The organism is Blautia sp. AF26-2, from assembly GCF_003460955.1.
GTDB classification, from domain to species: domain Bacteria; phylum Bacillota; class Clostridia; order Lachnospirales; family Lachnospiraceae; genus Fusicatenibacter; species Fusicatenibacter saccharivorans.
In genome coordinates, this window is record NZ_QTWD01000002.1 from 83,153 (window position 1) to 101,451 (window position 18,299).

Below are 18,299 nucleotides of genomic sequence, written 5' to 3' on the forward strand. Positions count from 1 at the left end.
TTTTAGCTGTTCCGGTTATCCGTCGATGCGGAAAAAGGGAACGTAAGGAAAATCAATGGTAATCTGAGCGCCTGCGCCGGGGCGGTTGCCAAAAGCAAAAGCCGCGTCGGGAAAAATCTGGCGGAGGCGGAGCACCACATTTGTGATGCCGATGTGTTCCTGCTCGGAGTTTACATAGGTATCAAGCTTTTGCATCACGGCAAGTATATCCTCGGAAAAACCGCGTCCGGTATCCCAGATACAGATATGAAGACGGGTGCACTGATTTTCTTCCTGCGCGGTGATATCGATATGCATGTCCAGCACTTTCCCCATAACGACCTCATATTTGATCGTGTTTTCCACAAAGTTCAGGAGCATAAGCGGCACAACCGTTGCATTGTGCAGCGATTCTTCGCAGGAAGGGAGCAGGCGCAGCGCGCCGGGATAGCGGATGGAGGAAAGCTCCACGTAGTTTTTTACAAGGTTTAGCTCTTCTAAAAGCGAGACGGTCTGGCCGGAGGAAAGCGTATAGCGCAGATGTACACTCAGGTTCTGAAGCATCTGCCGTGCCAGGTCCGCGTGGTTATTTTCAGTCAGCTGATAAATGGTGTTCAGGCAGTTGATCATAAAATGCGGCGTGATCTGCTGCTTCAGGTAAAGCGCTTCCAGCTTCTGACGGGCGAGCTGTTTTTCATAATTCGCGATTTTCAGATCATCGATCTCTTCGACCATATCGTTGAAAGTGGTCGTCATTTTCCGGAATTCGTCGAGCATGGCGTCATCCGGAATCCGCACCTTGAGATCACCGCCGCGGAGCTGTTCCAGCGCATGCGTCAGCATGTGAACCGGGTGAAGAACCCAGCGGTGCAGGGAAGCAGACAGGAGCAGCCAGATTACGAACAGACCGAGAGAAACGATCAGGGCGAGAAGATAAAAGCTGCTCTGATATTTGGTGTATTCCGAAGCCTTCAAAAGCAGGGTCAGCGACAGCGGTGTTTCCTTCAGTTCATGTGAAACAGCCATCCAGGAGGTTCCATCAATGTCGTAGGAAGGATACCGCCGCCATTTCAAGCGGGGAGCCTCCATGCGGACATTGCTTGACGGGGTGCGCAGAAGAAGGGAGCCATCGGAAAAATACAGAAGGCTGTCCTGCGTTTTGGTATTGACCAGAGTGCCAAGGAGTGTATCCGTAGAAATGTACGCGCCGAGCAGATATCCGTTCAGGTTCAGGATACGGACAAGATAGTATTTCCCGTTGATTTCATTGAGGTTCCAAACAGAGGATGGATCCTCTGTATTGGCGATTTTACGGATATAGTTCCAGAGGAGCGGTGTAGGGTTGCTGGTCTGATCGTAGAGAACCAGGGCATCGGTGGCTTCCTGATAGCAGAAAAAGCCATCGACCGTGTAGTTCGGCGTTGCGCTTTCAAAGCTTTTTTTGATCCGATTCAACGTGACATACCAGCCGGTTGTCTGTGGTTCCGCTGCGCGAAGCGAAAGAAGATCGGCATCATTTAAGGCGAAAACATAGAGATAGGTTTCCGTGCGGGAAAGATTTTCATCTAGGCTTTTCTGGTACAGAACCAGTGTATTTTCCGAGTTCTCATGGATTCGCTCCAGCATCAGACCAAAAGCGGCTGTGTTGTTGTACACGACAAGAGCACAAAAAAGGACGATCATGACTGCAAGCAGAACAAAAATGCGAAAACCAAGTGAGTGTATGGAAATTTTGGAAAAGCGTTTTTTCAAAGGACCATCTCCTCTCCTGTACATGTTAGATATATGCTGAATTTTGAGCCAGATAAAAAGAAAATGCCGGAACTGTTCAGCAAAAGGTCCGGCAGACTCTATGGGAAAGTTTACAATAAAAGTGAAAAAACGTCAATAAATACAAGGAAAAAAGAAATAGATATCGGCAAAAGTGATAAAAAAACAACTGAATTATTGTTTAAAAGTTTAATTTAAAAAGATTGACTATTCAAAATGCATTTAGTAAAATTAAATTATCACGATACGAAGCAATACTTATTTCAGAAAGGTGGAACGTATGTTACAGTCTTATACCGAATATGTAAAACGATATGGAATTGCAGAACTGGTTTTCCGGGGACCGTCCGAGGGAAATCCGTTCGCGGAGCAGTGGGTGAAAGGAACGATGGCAGGCCAGGCAGAGGAAAAGCATGCCGAGGGCTTTTATGATGGAAACGGCGTATACAAGCTTCGCTTTATGCCATCCTGCGAAGGAACGTATGAGATTACCGCAGTAACAAGCTGGGGCGATGAGGCGAAGGTGACGGTGGAGGTCAGCGCAGCCGATGAAAACTGCCACGGTCCGGTTCGGGTAGCAAACACCTACCATTTTGCTTACGATGACGGAAAGGAATACTACCCGTGCGGTACGACCTGCTATGTGTGGGAGCTGCAGAGTAAGGAGACTCAGGAGAAAACGTATGAAAGCCTTGCTGCTTCTCCGTTTAATAAGATCCGCTTCTGCGTTTTCCCGAAGCACTATGTCTACAATTTAAAAGAGCCGGCACAGTATCCGTTTGAAATTCGTGAAAATTCTCCGTGGTCTCCGTCTGACTTTGAGACAGAGAAGCTGGAAAAAGCGCCGCGCAATATGTTCGGCGGCATTGATGCCATGATCGAAAACCCGGATGAAGTATGGGATTATACCCGTCCGAATCCTTCTTATTTTGAACACATTGAAAACACGATCGCACGCCTTGGCACCATGGGAATCCAGGCCGATCTGATTCTGTTCCATCCGTACGACCGCTGGGGCTATTCCCGCATGAATCTGGAGCAGCAGAACTTTTATTTAAGATACGTTGTCAACCGTTTCAGTGCATACCACAATGTATGGTGGGCTATGGCAAATGAATTTGACCTGTTCCGCTGGAAACCGGTATCCGAGTGGGAGTCCAATGCAGAAACCGTCTGCCGTCAGGATCCGTACCGCCATCTGCGCTCCATTCACAACTGTATGACCATGTACGATCATTCCAGGGGATGGATCACGCACTGCAGTCTGCAGAGAATCGATCTGTACCGTACCGCAGAAAATGTGGAAATCTGGCGCCCGCAGTATGGAAAACCGTGCGTACTCGATGAGATTGCATATGAAGGAAATCTTCCGTTCGGCTGGGGAAATATCAGCGGCGAGGAGATGACACGCCGGTTCTGGGAGGCATATACCAGAGGTGGATATGGCCAGCACGGCGAGACGTATGAAAATGAAAACGGTGTGATCTGGTGGTCACACGGCGGAGAGCTGAGGGGCGGCAGCCCGGCGCGTATTCAGTTCCTGCTGGACATTATGGAAGAAAACGGAGGCTATATGGAGCCGCTTCCGGCATTCTTTGATGAGACTTGCTGCACGAACGGCGCAAGCCATCCGAGAAAAGACTGTATCATGTACTATTTCGGAGCCAACCGCCCATGCCGTCGCCCGTTCCACATGCCGGAAGGCCAGGAGTTTGATGTGGAAGTCATCGACACCTGGAACATGACCATCACCCCGGCAGGCCGCCACAGCGGAGAATTCACGATCGACATGCCGTCAAGACCGTATATGGCTGTGCGACTGGTGAAAGTGAAATAAAAATGTGGGAGAGGAATCTTGAAATTCGGTTCTGCATATGATATAGTATATGTAGCTGATAAGAGAAATAAGTGACATGTGTTCACAAAGCGAACCCCCAGCAGCGGCAACTGCTGGGGGTTCTTCCCTATTTTACGGAAGGGCATCCGCCTGGGCTAATTGTCACCATGTTTTCCGTCTAGCCACTTGCAGATATAGTAGCTGATTACACCTGCTACAACGGAAACGATAAGAGAAATAAGTATAGACATGCGCTCACCCCCTTCCTGTTGCCAGTTTGGGAGGCGACAACAACGTAAGTATAACATGGTATAGGAAGAAACGGTTTGAAAAAATAGAACGCATATTTTGATGAAGTGTTACAGTTCACAGATTCCCTGCGAACTGTAACATTCGCAGCCCTCATTTAAAGTTTTGCTTCGCAAAAGGAGGGCTGCTCACTCCTGAATCACTTTCTTACGCAGCGAAACAGCAGGTGTTTCACTGCTGAGTGAACAGTAACGATGAAGTTGCACAAATATGAAAAAAATTCATTTTGATCTTGACAACCCTCCTCACATATGATAATATACCATTTGTATCACGCCGAAGACAGCAGGTGCCGCAAGGCGTAAGTTTCAAACGCCTGCCGAGGAGAAGTTACACAAGGTTCATGTTATGGAATTTTGAGATCTCTTCGCCAATCTTCGCGAAGAGCTTTTTTTATACTTCCAAAGCGTAGGTACGAAATACTACAAGGAGGTGCAATCATGGCAATCAATGCAAAAATCGATCTGAAGAAGCCGGTCCTGGAAGAGATCAGCGCACAGGTAGAAGGCGCACAGTGCGTGCTGCTGGTAAACTACAGCGGATTAACCGTTGCTCAGGATACTCAGCTGCGTAAAGAGTTAAGAGAAGCAGGCGTTCATTACAAAGTATACAAAAATACAATGATGAAACGTGCATTCGCTGGTACTGCTTTCGAGTCTCTTACCAAAGACCTGGATGGCACAAACGCTATCGCAATCAGCAAGGACGATGCAACAGCTCCGGCAAGAATCATCGCTAAATTTGCAAAAACCGCTCCGAAGCTGGAGATGGTTTCTGGTGTTGTAGAAGGAAACTACTACGACAAAGCTGGAATGGAAGCACTGGCAAACGTTCCGTCAAGAGAAGAACTTCTTGGCAAACTGCTTGGAAGCATCCAGTCCCCGATCGCAAACCTGGCTCGCGTCCTCAACCAGATCGCAGAGTCCAAAGGCGGCGCAGCAGAGGCCTAAGCCTCAAGCGGGCAGCGTGAAATACGCAGCCTGAGAACATTATTCAGAAAATATCCAAGGAGGAAAATAAAATGGCAAAGTTAACAACCGCAGAGTTTATTGACGCTATCAAAGAGTTATCTGTATTAGAGTTAAACGATCTTGTAAAAGCATGTGAGGAAGAGTTCGGCGTATCCGCAGCAGCAGGCGTTGTAGTTGCAGCAGCAGCAGGCGATGCAGCAGCAGCTGAGGAGAAAGACGAGTTCGACGTAGAGCTGACAGAGGTTGGCCCGAACAAAGTTAAAGTTATCAAAGTTGTACGTGAAGCTACAGGACTTGGCCTGAAAGAAGCTAAAGAAGTAGTTGACGGTGCTCCGAAAGTCCTCAAAGAGGGTGCTTCCAAAGCAGAAGCTGAAGAGCTCAAAACTAAACTTGAGGCTGAAGGCGCTAAAGTTACTCTTAAATAATTTAAGCGTAAATCAGAATCTATGGACGCACGGCGGGATTTCCTGCCGTGCGTTTTTTTCTTCACAGGATACTTCGTTGAATTTTTCTGTAAAGTAAAAAGCCATCCGGGCAGGAGCGCACTGTGGCGGAGGCAACGAGATAAAGTCCTTGCCGACGCTGCCCGTGGTGACTGCAGTGATAACGAAAGAAGCCCACAGAGAGTGTTTTTTTGAGTACAAAATGGATGAAAGTGGGAGGGAGAAGAAATGCAGGTACATTCCATTCTGGAATCTCTACAGCAGGGAATCCTGATCTGCGATCAGCACAGCAGGATTGTGTTCTTTAATCAAGTCTACAGCGATTTCATCGGCGTTCCGCTTGAAACCGCGAAAGGTCATAAAATCACGGAGTACCGTAAATCTGCCATTGCTCCGGAAGTCATTTGGAGCGGCATCCCGGTCGAGGGAATGGTGCGGAGAGAGGGAACACAGGAATACTTTGCAAGTGTTTATCCGATCTGGGAAGAGCATCATATCCGCGGAAGCATCTCAATTGTGACGAGTCTCGTACAGTTTGAAAAACGGGAATCAGAGGCTCACATGACGCTGGAAGAGCGGGTGCGCCGCTTTGAACGGCAGGAGATCAAAAATACGTTGTTGCTGTACGGACGGGATATGGAAGGGAAGCAAAAAGCGGCAAAGGAACTCGGAATTTCGCTGGCAACGTTATATAATAAAATCAAAGAATAAGACAGAAGGAGAATGAAATGCCGGAATTTCTGCAGCTTTGGGGCTTTGTGGTATTTTCTGTCTTTGCTGTAACAGAACTCACATAAAAGAGGGATCATGATTTCTAAAATTTTAGAAATTACGATCCCTTTTGTAGTATCTGCCCGGATATCGCATTACAATGATCTCAGATCAAAGAAAGCGAGGCCATAGAACATGAAAAAAATCAGAATCGGAAGCGGCGCAGGCTATGCGGGAGACCGCATTGAGCCGGCAGTGGAGCTGATGGAAAAAGGAAATCTGGACTACATTATTTTCGAGTGTCTGGCGGAACGCACCGTTGCGATCGGGCAGCAGGACAAAGAGAAAGATCCGTCGAAGGGATACAACCAGCTGCTCGACTACCGAATGGAAAAAATTCTCCCGCTGATGGCGAAAAACAAAGTAAAAGTCATTACCAATATGGGAGCTGCCAACCCGGTATCTGCTGCCGAACGGACGTGTGAAATTGCCAGAAAACTGGGTGTCGGAGGATTGAAAATTGCCTGTGTGACCGGCGATGATATTACAGACGAACTGGATAAGTATGAAAATGAAAAAGTGCTGGAGGATGGCACGCTGTTAAAAAAGAAAAAAGATGTTCTGATTTCTGCGAACGTCTATATGGGTGCGGAGGGCATCACAAAAGCGTTGGAAGAGGGTGCCAATCTTGTCATTACCGGTCGCGTTTCCGATCCTGCACTGACGATCGGACCGCTGGTATATGAGTTCGGATGGAACATTGACGACAACCCGGATCAGATGGGACAGGCGGTTCTGGCAGGCCATCTGCTGGAGTGCGCCGGACAGGTGACAGGCGGCTATTTTGCGGATCCGGGCTACAAGGATGTGCCGGATCTGTGGAAACTTGGATTCCCGCTCATTGAGATCGACGAGACAGGCGCATTTACCGTGACAAAGGTCGAGGGAAGTGGCGGACTGGTGAGTGTGGATACCTGTAAAGAGCAGATGATCTACGAAATCCACAACCCAAAGGCTTATCTGACCCCGGATGCAACAGCGGACTTTTCAAAGGTGACGTTCCGGCAGATCGGGGAAAACCAGGTTCGCGCCGAGCATGCGACAACGCATGGAAGACCGGAAACTTTGAAAGTGAGTGTCGGCTACAAGGACTGCTTCATCGGTGAGGGTGAAATTTCCTACGGCGGAAGCAACTGTATGGCACGGGCGGAGCTGGCGGCAGAGATTCTGGAGAAGCGGATTGAACTGACAGGCATCGAGCTGGAAGAGTACCGTACTGATTTTATCGGATGCAATTCCCTGTATCGTGATGCAATTTCCAAGGAGATCGGAAGTGGAACTCCGTGTGAAGTGCGCCTCCGCGCCGCAGGCAGAACGAAAGACCGGAAAAATGCCGTTCTGCTGGCAAACGAGGTGGAGGCTCTCTATACCAACGGTCCCGCAGGAGGCGGCGGAGCAGTGAAACGGGTGTCCGAGATTGTCTCGGTCTGCTCAATTTTTGTGCCGCGCGATGCAGTAGAAGCAAAAGTTACATTCCGGGAGGTATAAGGCGATGAAATTAAAAGAGATTGCACATGCAAGAACAGGCGATAAAGGCGAGATCTCCAATATTTCGGTGATCCCATATGATGAGAACAATTATGAAATGCTGAAAGAAAAAGTAACAGAAGCACGCGTAGCAGAATACTTCCGCGAAATCTGTCACGGAAAAGTAACCCGCTACGAACTGGACGGAATCCATGCGCTGAACTTTGTCCTCGACAAGACACTCGGCGGCGGTGTCACAAGATCGCTGGCGCTGGACAAACATGGAAAGACACTCGGTATGGCACTGCTTGAAATGGAGGTATAGGGCGATGGCAGAAGATTTTATGACGGCTGCGGTAAAACGCGTAGAAGCACAATTTGCGAAAAGCGGCGTTTCCGAAAGCTATGCAGCATTTGAGAGAAAAGAAAAACAGATCGAGATGCGTGACGGCGTGAAGCTTCACACGATCTATTATTTTCCAAAAGAAGACACGGCAGAAGAAAAAAAGTATCCTGTCATCCTGACCAGAACCTGCTACCCGGGGAATGACCGGATCCATCGTGCGTACGGCGAGGGACTGGCACACAGAGGTTATGTGTATGTCTATCAGTATTGCCGCGGCAGGGAGCAGTCGGAAGGAAAATGGGAGCCAAACATTAACGAACGGAATGATGGCATCGACACGATGAATTACCTTGTGGAACAGCCATGGTGCGAGATTTTAGGCTACTGGGGCCATTCCTACACGAGTATGACCGGCTGGGCTTTCGCCGATGCCGCGGAAGGAAAGGTTGCTGCCATGTTCCTTGAAGATTATGGAACCGACCGCTTTACCTCAGCCTACGAAAAAGGTTGCTTCCGCCACGATATCTTAACCGCATGGTCGATGGAAAATGCAGAAAAACCGGTGTCCGCCGATTACCGCGAAAGCTGTCGCTATCTGCCGCAGGTCAAGGTGGATGAAGCTCTTTGGGGACAGCGTGTTCCGTCCTACCGCGAATACATCACAAGCCCGAACCCGGGCGATGCGCTCTGGCAGACGGGCTGGTGGAAACAGTTACGGGAAATCCCGTCAAAAACGAAAGTCCCGATCTATCTCTTGAGCGGCTGGTACGATCATCACCACGGTAGCAGTATGAAAACGTGGGAGCGCCTGAACGAGGAGACGAAACAGCACAGCTGGCTGGAAATCGGTGCATGGAACCACTTTTTCCAGATTTGTCTTGAAGATAAAGAGGTGCTGCACCCGCAGAATGAAGAAATTCCAAAGATGCTGGAATGGTTTGAGCTGACGCTGAAACAAAAAGAAATCCCAACACAGCGGATCCGTGCCTATGAGATCGGCTCAGACCGTTGGATTGACATCGTGTCCGACGGACTGGGAGAAGAAGGAACTGCGGGAAGCATGACGCTGTATCTGGATGAGAAAACACTGCGGGAAGACGCGCCGGAACGGGAAAAAACGAGAAACTACACGTTTGACCCGGCCACTCCCGTCGAGAGCATCGGCGGAGAAGCCCTTCTGCATACGATGCCGCAGATTGGCAGCCATCTTCAGCCGGAACCGGACTATCGTGAGGATGTCCTGAGTTTTGTATCAGAACCGCTGGAAGAAACTTTCACGCTGAACGGAAAAGCTTCCGTCCGTCTGTTCGTGGAAAGTGATTGCGAGGATACGGCATTTACCGCTAAAATCATGGAGGTAACGCCGGAAGGAAAAGCGTACAACATTCGTTCCTCGATTGCAACATTGGAGCAGGGAAAAACGGAGGCCGGAGCCTATGAACCGGGCAGCGTGACAGAGGTACAGATTACTATGTGGAATATTGTATACACGATTCCAAAGGGTTCCCGCATTCGTGTAGATATTTCCTCTTCCGACTTTCCGCAGTACCATGTCCACAGCAATCAGAAAGGGCTGTGGTCGGAAAAGACGGAGAATAAAATTGCTCATCAGACCATTCATATGGGTGGAAAAGCTGCATCCTGTGTGATCCTGCCGCTGATGAAAAAACAGTAAAGTGTAACGATAAGGCAGGCGTCCGGGAAAAATCAGAAAGAAAAAGTAGCACAATCCATTCTTTTGTGATATAGTGAAAACACTATAAGTTTTGCGGTAAACCTAAAGAGCAGTACGCATCACGAAAACAAAAGAACAGGAGAAAAGCGATGGAGAAAAAGTGGTGGCACAAAACGGTCGGGTACCAGATTTATCCGAAGAGCTTTCAGGATACCAACGGGGACGGCATAGGAGATCTCAAAGGTGTGATCCGTCATCTTGACCAGATAGAAAAGCTGGGAGCCAATGTCATCTGGCTCTGCCCGGTGTTTGCATCCCCAATGGTGGATAACGGATACGATATTTCCGATTACATGGATATCGACCCGTCGTTTGGAACGATGGAGGACATGAAGGAGCTGATCGCGGAGGCAAAAAAACGCGGCATCCGCATTCTGATGGATCTTGTCGTGAATCATTCCTCTGATCGGCACGCGTGGTTTCAGGCGGCACTCAAAGATCCGTTTGGAAAGTACGGAAAGTATTATGTGTTCCGGGAAGGAAAAGACGGCAAAGAGCCGAACAACTGGCGGTCGATTTTTGGCGGCAGCGCATGGGAGAAAGTACCGAGATATGATAACCTGTATTACCTCCACATCTTCACAAAAGAGCAGCCGGATCTCAACTGGGAGAACCAGGAGCTGCGGGAAGAAATTTATGAGATGATTTTAAAATGGATGGATCTGGGACTTGGCGGATTCCGTCTTGATGCGATCAGCCATCTGAAAAAGAATTATCAGTACACCAACCTTCCGCCGGATGGACCGGACGAGTACAATATGGCGTTCGAGTATTTTAACAACGTAGACGGTCTTGCCGACATTCTGCGTGAAATGAAGGAGCGCACCTTTGCGCCGACCGATGCGCTGACGATCGGAGAGTACGATCACATGGGACCGGAGGATGTGGAGGATGTGATTGGGGAAAACGGCAGTTTCTCGTCCGTTTTCGATTTTTGTCACACCCTCGACAATGTGCGTAACCCGAAATGGGGCAATACCGTGGCGTTGTTTGACGATTATCGCGATCAGCTTTTTGCGGCGCAGAAAATCGTGGATGGCCGCGGCATGCTCTGCAACTTCCTCGAAAACCATGACAAAACGCGCATCATCGACCGGTTCCTGATGCCGGAGGATCAGAACCTCTACAGCGAAAAAATGCTTCCGGTCACTAATTTCTTCCTGCCGGGTATTGTGTTCCTGTATCAGGGACAGGAAATCGGCATGCGCGACGACCCGAAACAGTCCATTCAGGGATTCGTCGATAAACCGACCTTTGCTATTTACGACCGCCTGATTGCTGAAGGAAAAACGGATGCGGAAGCGCTCGAGCAGATCAACCGCGAGAGCCGCGAGCACAGCAGAACTCCGATGCAGTGGGATGCATCTGCCGAGGCGGGATTCACAACAGGTACGCCGTGGTTCCCGGTGAATAAAAACTATGCGGAGCTGAACTATGAGGCTGAAGAAAAGGATTCTGATTCGCTGCTGTGGTTTTACCGCAAAATGGTGGCAGTAAGACGACGTGAAGATCTGGAAGAAACCTTCCTCTACGGAATGCTGATTCCGGAATACGAGACGGTAAGCGGCGTTCTGGCGTACCGCAGGAAGGATGAGAAGAATAATATTCTGATCCTTACTACTTCTCTTGCGGATGGCATTACATTGCCATTTACAGATACAATCGAAGAAGTACTTCTGAATAACTATGACACCTGCGAGGCGGGCGAGGGAACGATCCGTCTGCAGCCGTATCAGTGTCTGGTGCTGAAGGTAAATAAATAGACAAAAAACGGAAACAAAAACTGCGGTTCTGCGGATGCATATGCTTTGCGGAACCGCAGTTTTTCGCAGATAGAGAATTAAAATTTCCCCTTGACATACTCCTTGGGAAACGTAAAAATAGAATTAAAAGGTGTGGGAGAGCAAAAGGAAAAGAGGATGAAAAAACAGGAGAAAAAAACAGGTCTGAAAGAAATCCTGAAAGGGGGTCAGGAGACGCTGCCGGGATTTCAGTTTCAGATCTATCGGGCGGAAGACAAGAGATCACTATGGAATGCAGATTTTGAGATTCTGTTTCTGCTGAAAGGTGATGGAAGAGTCAGTTATGAAGACGGTGTTGTGTATCGGGTTCAAGAGAAGGATCTTTTTGTTGTGAATGGGTTTCAGATTTGTTCGATTGATCTGAATGAGCAGGGGATTCTGCTGTCGTTGAAAATGAGTGCAGATGCGATTGCGTCCGTTCATATTGAATTTTTAAAATATGAGATAGAATGCAGATCCTTTTTGTTCACGGAGGAGCAGCAGGAAACATTTGATGTAATACGCAGTGATCTGGCACGGGTTTTTCAGGAAGCATACAAAAACGATATGATGCAGCCTGTCAATGCGCGCAGTCGGATAACGGCGCTTCTTGAGGATCTTTCGAGGTATTTTGCTGCCGGTGAACGGATGAAACATTCCAGGAGCGGCCGTGAACGGATTCAGATGGCGTCGGATTATATTCTGCAGCATTATAAAGAAGCAATCACGCTAGAGGATTTGGCGGACCATATTTATCTGAGCCGGACGTATATTTCAAGGAGCTTCCCGCGGTATTTTGGTGTTTCGTTTCTGGAATACATAACTCAGGTACGTCTGGCGCATGCAATTCTTGATATGCATGGAGATGCGACGCTGACGGAGATTGCATACAATAACGGATTTTCTAACGAAAATGTGATGATCCGCGCATTCCGAAAATATTTCGGCATGACACCGGGAGAATATCGGAAAAGCATAGTTCAGACTGCCGTAAGAGAAGAAGAAAAGAATTGCGGGCTCATTAAGTATATCGACAGAACAACAGAGGACTATGAGAAAGACAACGATGTATACCGGGTACTTTTGCAGTATGCGGGATTCCGAGAACAGGAATTTGATGCGGAAAAAGAAAATTCAGTTCAGATTCTGGCTGCACTGGGAGGAAGAAAACAGAGAATAGCAGGGCATTGGAGGCGTATCATCAATGGCGGCTATGCAAGATCTGTTCTGGATGCACGTGTGCAGGAGGAACTGGCGCAGGCGATTCGTGATATCGGATATGAATTTATTCGGGTAAAGGGAATTCTGGACGATGATATGTGCGTGCTGCGGAGAGATATGAAAGGAGAAATACGGGTCGGATATCAATATATTGATGCGGTTCTTGATTTTATTCTTTCCATTGGAGCGAAGCCCATGATAGAATTCGGTCATATGCCGGGGCTGCTGGCAGAGCAGCCGAGTCAGATTACCATGCGTCCGGTGCAAAATGCCGCGCCGAAGGATCTGGAAGCATGGAAAAGACTGATCGGCGGGATTATGGATCATCTGCGCACCCGGTATGGAGTGGAACGGATGCGCAACTGGATTTGGGTTCCTTGGGTGAACGCGGATTTCTTTGAGAACTGCGGGATGGATCGGTATATAGAGGTTTACCGGATTTCCCATCAGGAGATTAAAAGAATCTGCCCGGATTTTCTGACCTGTCTTTCTTATGGAACGATGGGAGAACATGGGATAAAAGAGCTGCTTTTGAAAATGGAGGAGGCGGGCTGCCTTCCGGAAATTTACGGAGTACGCAGCTTTGGCGCAGTTATGTCATGGGAAGAGCAGGAAGACCTGAACCTGATTGTCAATAGTGACAGCTTTGATTTTGCAGTCAGCCGGGATATGGATTATTTGCAAAACTATCTTCGGAAAATCAGAAAGAGGCTGCAGAAAATGGGATTTCAGGGAACACCGATCATTGTGGACGAGTGCAGCAATAATGTATGGCAGAGAGATCTGTGCAATGATACCTGCTATAAAGCGGCATGGCTGTTTAAAAACATGCTGGAAAACGAGAATGAGGCAAATGGCCTTGCATATTTTTCCATCAATGACCGTCTGGATGAGATCTTTCCGGTACACGATTCTTTCCATGGAGGATTCGGAATGTTTACGGATGATGGGATACCTAAAGCAGTTTATGGTGCGGCAAAACTTCTCGGAAAGATGGGGACGCGTTTTGTTGCATCGGGAAAAGGGTATTTTATCAGCACCGAAGAAAGAGAAGAGAAAATACAGATTTATCTCTACAATTATGTGCATTATGACATGCTGTACCGTCATCGCCATACCGTCAATATTTCACGGACAGATCGATATCGTGTTTTTCAGGCGGGAGAAAATCTGACATTTTCTGTGCAGCTCCAAAAAGTGCCAGGGGGAGAATACCGTATCCAGTGCTATAAGATTACGCGCGAACAGGGCAGCCCATATGACTGCTGGGCGGCGATGGGTGCGCCGGAGGCAATGACATCGGAAGAGAAGGAAATGATATGCCACAGTGCAGATCCGGAGTACCGTGTCTGGCGGGAAACGGTGGGAGAGGAACAGATTCTTTCTGTTCAGGAACATTTGAAGGTACATGAGGTTGCATGTATAGAGATAATTTGCCTGAATCATTATCGAGAATTGCACTAAAAAATATGAAAACATAATAATAAAACAGAAAAAGACAAGAAAATGAGAAATAGCGTGTGGAAAGTGAGTAGAAAATTGCCAAAAAAATCCTTATACTGAGAAACAGAACAAAGGTCGTAGGCGCATGGTACGGCCACAAAGAGGGCGGAAGAGAGAAGGAGATTCATCCGCAGCCTCAAAAATGTATGGAGGAAAAAACAATGGCAGCAAAAGAACAAGCTTCGGCAAAGCAGAGCCTTACCGAAAAGATCAGCACGAAAGAGAAGGTCAGCTACGGATGCGGAGATCTGGCCAGTAACCTGATTCTCGTGCTGACATCCACATTTGTAGCGTATTTCTACACCGATGCACTGGGATTAAATGCAGCAATCATCGGAAGCATCATGATGTTTTCCCGTTTTGCAGACGGTGTCACCGACATGCTCATGGGATATGTCATGGACCGCGTCAAAACGAAATATGGAAAGGCAAGACCATGGCTGTTATGGCTGGCAATACCGATTGCAGTAGCATGTGTACTTGTATTCCTCGTTCCGAATACCGGAACCGTTGGAAAGTATGTTTACGTAACGATTACGTATAACCTCGTTACCACATTCCTTTACACGATGATCAACATTCCTTACGGCGCACTGACATCCTTAATGAGCCGTGATCAGGGACAGAGAACTGTCATCAACGTATTCCGCATGTTTATGGCACAGGTTGGTTCCCTTATCATCAATGCATCTACCCTTCCGCTGGTAAATAAAATGGGTGGAAGCAGCAACCAGAAGAGCTGGATCATCGTATCTGCGATTTATGCAGTCATCGCAGCAATTCTGTTCTTAGTATGTTTCAAAAACACCAAAGAGCGTGTTACCGTATCTTCCGAGCAGAAAGAAGATGTCAACTTTGTACAGTCTCTGAAATTGATCTTCAAAAACAGCCAGTGGCTGCTGCTCTGCGGCATCTGGATTACTATGTGCCTTGGCATGGGCGCCAGCGGTGCGGTTGGAACTTACTATGCAAAATATATTCTGATGAATGAGAACATGGCAGGATTTATCTCATCTGTTTCTATCATTCCGGTTCTGGTTCTGATGCCGTTCTGTGTACCGCTCAGTCTGAAATACGGAAAACGAAACGTAGCCCTTGTCGGAACTTTCTTCAGCCTTGCCGGCCAGCTCCTGATGGTCATCAATCCGACCAATGCTACCTGGCTTCTGGTATGCTCGCTGATCAAAGGTGTCGGCTCAGCAACCCTGACCGGAACCATCTTCGCAATGGTAGCCGATACGATTGAGTACGGCGAGTGGAAAAATGGAACACGTGTCGAAGGTATGCTGTATTCCACCACAACCTTCGGTGCGAAAGTAGGAAGTGGCTTCGCAAGTGCCGTTGCTTTGTGGGTCATCTCCGCAGCTGGTTATAACGGACTTGCCGCAACCCAGACCGCAAGTGCACTTTCTGCAATCAAAGCCCTGTATCTGTGGATTCCGATTCCGTTCTATGCAATTATGATTCTCTTCTATGTATTTTATAAACTTGACAAAATTTATCCGCAGGTAATGGAAGACCTGAAGGCAAGAGAGGCAGCAAAAGAAAAACACTAAAACAAAAACACTAAAACAAAAACCGAAAAATCGGTCCCACAAAAGGAGAAGATCTTTTTGTGGGATCTTTTTTGTGGTACAATACAACAGAAAAAATCTATTATGAGGTGTGGAATGGAAAGAGACGAAGAAATAATGATGAGAGGAACAAAACAGGAAATGCCGGGATTTCGTTTTCGGCTACTCCGGCCGGAGAAGAAACGGGAACTGTGGAATCCGGATTTTGAACTTTTATTTCTGCTTCGTGGGAGCGGAAGAGTCAGCTACGAGGACGGGGAAGTTCACAATCTCCCGATGGGATCTATCTTTGCGATCAACCGGTTTCAGATCTGTGACCTGGATCTGGACGAAGACGGACTTGCTCTGTCGCTCTGCGTTTCAGCGGAGACGATTGATTCATTTCACATTAAGCTGCTGAAATGTGAAGTCAAATGTCAGTCGTTTTTTTATATGGAAGATCAGCAGGAAAAATTTGATTTGATCCGGCGGGATATGGCACGGATCTTTCTTGAGATGTACAAGAATAATGAGGAACAACCGATCTATATGAAAAGCCGTGTGACGGCGCTTCTGGAGGATCTGCTTTTTTACTTTACATCCGGGGAAAAGGTGGAACAGGGCCGGGGCGGAAGGGAACGCATTCAGCGGGCATCAGACTATATTCTGCAGCATTGCCGGGAAGAGATTACGCTGGAGGATCTGGCGGATCATCTTTATCTGAGCCGTGCCTATATTTCACGGAGCTTTCCGCAGTATTTCGGTGTATCATTTCGGGAGTACGTGACGCAGGTGCGCCTGGCGCATGCCGTACAGGAAATGCACAGCGGCGCAACGCTGACGGAGATTGCCTATCACAATGGATTTGTCAATGAGACGGCGATGATCCGCGCATTCCGCAAATACCGCGGTATGACACCGAGCGAATACCGGAAGCAGATGGAATATACAGTAAAACAGCGTGAAAAGAAAGGAAAAGAGCGGGAAGAGGCGGCGGGAGACCATGATATTTTCCAGAGTCTCCTGCAGTATGCAGCGGTCACGGAGCAGGAGATTGAGACGATAAATGAGAGTGCCGTTTCCGTGACAGCGGCAGTAAACGGACGGAAACCAAGAGTGGCAGGCCACTGGAAGCGCGTGATCAATGCCGGCTATGCGGCAAGTGTGCTGAACCGCGAGGTGCAGGATGAGCTGGAACAGCTGGTGCAGGAGCTCGGCTATGAGCTGATCCGCGTAAAAGGAATTCTTGATGATGATATGTGCGTATTTCGGCGGAATATGTGGGGCGAGATTCAGTTCTGCTGGAACTATATTGATGAGGTGATCGATTTCATCCTTTCCACGGGAGCGAAGCCGTTGCTGGAATTCGGCCATATGCCGTTGCTGCTGGCAAAAACAGACCCGGGAAGAACGATGCGTCCGGCGCTAAGCAGCTCTCCGCGGGATCTGGCTGAGTGGCGCATGCTGATCAAAAACCTGATGGAACATCTAAGGGAACGGTATGGAATCAACCAGATGCGGCGCTGGATTTTCAACCCGTGGATCAGCGGAGACGTGATCACGATTGATGGAGGAGATGAGTTCTTTGAGACGTGGAAAGCATCGTACGAGGAGATGAAACGTGTGAGCCCGGATCTTGTAACATGTCTTTCCTTTGGTCTTGGACCGGAGGAACATCTCAAAGCCTTTATCGAAACTATGAAGGAAAAGGAATGTGTGCCGGAAATTTTTGCATTCCGCTCGTTTGGCACGGTGATCTATGGAGAGGAAGAGGAGAAAATGAATCTGATCCAGAACAACGAGAGCGTCAATATGATTGTGAGCCGCGACCCGGATTTTCTGCGGAACCGCGGGGAGAAGGTAAAAGGTCTGCTGCAGAAGGCTGGGCTTGGTGCACTGCCGGTTCTGGTGGATGAGTGCAGCAGCAACATCTGGCAGAGGGATCTGTGCAACGATACCTGTTATAAAGCGGCATGGCTGTTTAAAAATCTTCTGGAAAATGAAGAGGCGCTGCAGGGAATTGCGTATTTCTCGGTCAATGACCGTTTGGATGAAGTATTTCCGGCGCGGGAAACGTATCATGGAGGTTTTGGGCTGTTCACGATGAACGGCATTCCAAAGGCGGTCTGCACTGCGCTGCGGCTGCTCGGCAGAATGGGATCTCGTCTGGTGAAGCGTGGGGACGGCTATTTTATCAGCACGGAGCCGGAGAAAAACCAAAGCCAGATTTACCTGTACAACTATGTTCACTACGATATGCTGTACCGCTACCGCCATGCCGTGAATATTTCCCGCACGGATCGTTACCGCGTATTCAATATGGGGGAAATCCGGACCTTTTCAGTGAAACTGACCGGACTGGAACCGGGAAAATATTGCCTGCGGCTGTATAAAGTGACAAAAGAGCACGGCAGCAGCTACGATGCGTGGGTGCGGATGGGAGCTCCGGAGCGGATGAACCGGATGGAGCGCGCGATGCTGTGCCACAGTGCGGACCCGGAATACCGTGTCTGGGAGCAGGAAACCGACCCGGAAGGCAGCCTCACGGTGCAGGAACGCCTGGAGCCGCACGAGACGGCGCTGATTGAGGTGGAGCAGATTCTGTAAAATCTT

At 48.4% G+C, this 18,299-nt stretch carries 12 protein-coding genes and 1 other annotated feature; of the genes, 11 read left to right on the plus strand and 1 reads right to left on the minus strand.

Going from position 1 to position 18,299, the window contains the following annotated elements:
* Positions 1-15 precede the first annotated feature (15 nt).
* Positions 16-1,731 (minus strand): sensor histidine kinase, encoded by a 1,716-nt coding sequence (locus DWY63_RS03250; protein ID WP_158568311.1) that lies wholly within the window; start codon positions 1,729-1,731, stop codon positions 16-18.
* A gap of 298 nt (positions 1,732-2,029) precedes the next feature.
* Here DWY63_RS03250 and DWY63_RS03255 point away from each other — a divergent pair, with 298 nt between their 5' ends.
* The 11 genes from DWY63_RS03255 (at position 2,030) to DWY63_RS03305 (ending at position 18,293) form a co-directional block, all read left to right on the plus strand.
* Positions 2,030-3,586, plus strand: a complete 1,557-nt coding sequence (locus tag DWY63_RS03255; RefSeq protein WP_117801328.1) for a DUF5605 domain-containing protein — start codon at positions 2,030-2,032, stop codon at positions 3,584-3,586.
* Between the two features lie 567 nt (positions 3,587-4,153).
* Positions 4,154-4,298 (plus strand) — a sequence feature (ribosomal protein L10 leader region).
* A gap of 37 nt (positions 4,299-4,335) precedes the next feature.
* A complete protein-coding gene (gene rplJ, locus DWY63_RS03260; protein WP_055227784.1) occupies positions 4,336-4,845 on the plus strand; it encodes a 50S ribosomal protein L10 in 510 nt (169 codons plus the stop codon).
* A gap of 71 nt (positions 4,846-4,916) precedes the next feature.
* Positions 4,917-5,291, plus strand: a complete 375-nt coding sequence (rplL, locus tag DWY63_RS03265; protein WP_022462823.1) for a 50S ribosomal protein L7/L12 — start codon at positions 4,917-4,919, stop codon at positions 5,289-5,291.
* Positions 5,292-5,537: 246 nt separating this feature from the next.
* The gene (locus tag DWY63_RS03270; RefSeq protein WP_117801330.1) at positions 5,538-6,020 is read left to right on the plus strand and encodes a helix-turn-helix domain-containing protein; all 483 of its coding nucleotides are present in this window, start codon (positions 5,538-5,540) and stop codon (positions 6,018-6,020) included.
* A gap of 195 nt (positions 6,021-6,215) precedes the next feature.
* A complete protein-coding gene (locus DWY63_RS03275; RefSeq protein WP_117801332.1) occupies positions 6,216-7,568 on the plus strand; it encodes an acyclic terpene utilization AtuA family protein in 1,353 nt (450 codons plus the stop codon).
* Between the two features lie 4 nt (positions 7,569-7,572).
* Positions 7,573-7,872, plus strand: a complete 300-nt coding sequence (locus tag DWY63_RS03280; RefSeq protein ID WP_022462826.1) for an AtuA-related protein — start codon at positions 7,573-7,575, stop codon at positions 7,870-7,872.
* 4 nt (positions 7,873-7,876) lie between these two features.
* On the plus strand, positions 7,877-9,568 hold the full coding sequence (locus DWY63_RS03285; RefSeq protein WP_158568312.1) for a CocE/NonD family hydrolase: 1,692 nt from the start codon (positions 7,877-7,879) through the stop codon (positions 9,566-9,568).
* 149 nt (positions 9,569-9,717) lie between these two features.
* Complete coding sequence (locus tag DWY63_RS03290; RefSeq protein WP_117801336.1) at positions 9,718-11,391, plus strand: alpha-glucosidase; 1,674 nt, start codon at positions 9,718-9,720, stop codon at positions 11,389-11,391.
* Between the two features lie 156 nt (positions 11,392-11,547).
* The gene (locus tag DWY63_RS03295) at positions 11,548-14,094 is read left to right on the plus strand and encodes a GH39 family glycosyl hydrolase (RefSeq protein WP_117801338.1); all 2,547 of its coding nucleotides are present in this window, start codon (positions 11,548-11,550) and stop codon (positions 14,092-14,094) included.
* Between the two features lie 200 nt (positions 14,095-14,294).
* Positions 14,295-15,689, plus strand: coding sequence for an MFS transporter (locus DWY63_RS03300; protein ID WP_117510483.1), 1,395 nt, complete (start codon positions 14,295-14,297; stop codon positions 15,687-15,689).
* A 114-nt stretch (positions 15,690-15,803) separates the two neighbouring features.
* Positions 15,804-18,293, plus strand: coding sequence for a GH39 family glycosyl hydrolase (locus DWY63_RS03305; protein ID WP_158568313.1), 2,490 nt, complete (start codon positions 15,804-15,806; stop codon positions 18,291-18,293).
* The last annotated feature ends 6 nt before the right edge of the window (positions 18,294-18,299 follow it).

Bases quoted from the DNA above. Each gene is read 5' to 3' on its own strand.
- DWY63_RS03255 (WP_117801328.1), top strand. From the start codon at position 2,030: ATGTTACAGTCTTATACCGAATATGTAAAACGATATGGAATTGCAGAA.
- rplJ (WP_055227784.1), top strand. From the start codon at position 4,336: ATGGCAATCAATGCAAAAATCGATCTGAAGAAGCCGGTCCTGGAAGAG.
- rplL (WP_022462823.1), top strand. From the start codon at position 4,917: ATGGCAAAGTTAACAACCGCAGAGTTTATTGACGCTATCAAAGAGTTA.
- DWY63_RS03270 (WP_117801330.1), top strand. From the start codon at position 5,538: ATGCAGGTACATTCCATTCTGGAATCTCTACAGCAGGGAATCCTGATC.
- DWY63_RS03275 (WP_117801332.1), top strand. From the start codon at position 6,216: ATGAAAAAAATCAGAATCGGAAGCGGCGCAGGCTATGCGGGAGACCGC.
- DWY63_RS03280 (WP_022462826.1), top strand. From the start codon at position 7,573: ATGAAATTAAAAGAGATTGCACATGCAAGAACAGGCGATAAAGGCGAG.
- DWY63_RS03285 (WP_158568312.1), top strand. From the start codon at position 7,877: ATGGCAGAAGATTTTATGACGGCTGCGGTAAAACGCGTAGAAGCACAA.
- DWY63_RS03290 (WP_117801336.1), top strand. From the start codon at position 9,718: ATGGAGAAAAAGTGGTGGCACAAAACGGTCGGGTACCAGATTTATCCG.
- DWY63_RS03295 (WP_117801338.1), top strand. From the start codon at position 11,548: ATGAAAAAACAGGAGAAAAAAACAGGTCTGAAAGAAATCCTGAAAGGG.
- DWY63_RS03300 (WP_117510483.1), top strand. From the start codon at position 14,295: ATGGCAGCAAAAGAACAAGCTTCGGCAAAGCAGAGCCTTACCGAAAAG.
- DWY63_RS03305 (WP_158568313.1), top strand. From the start codon at position 15,804: ATGGAAAGAGACGAAGAAATAATGATGAGAGGAACAAAACAGGAAATG.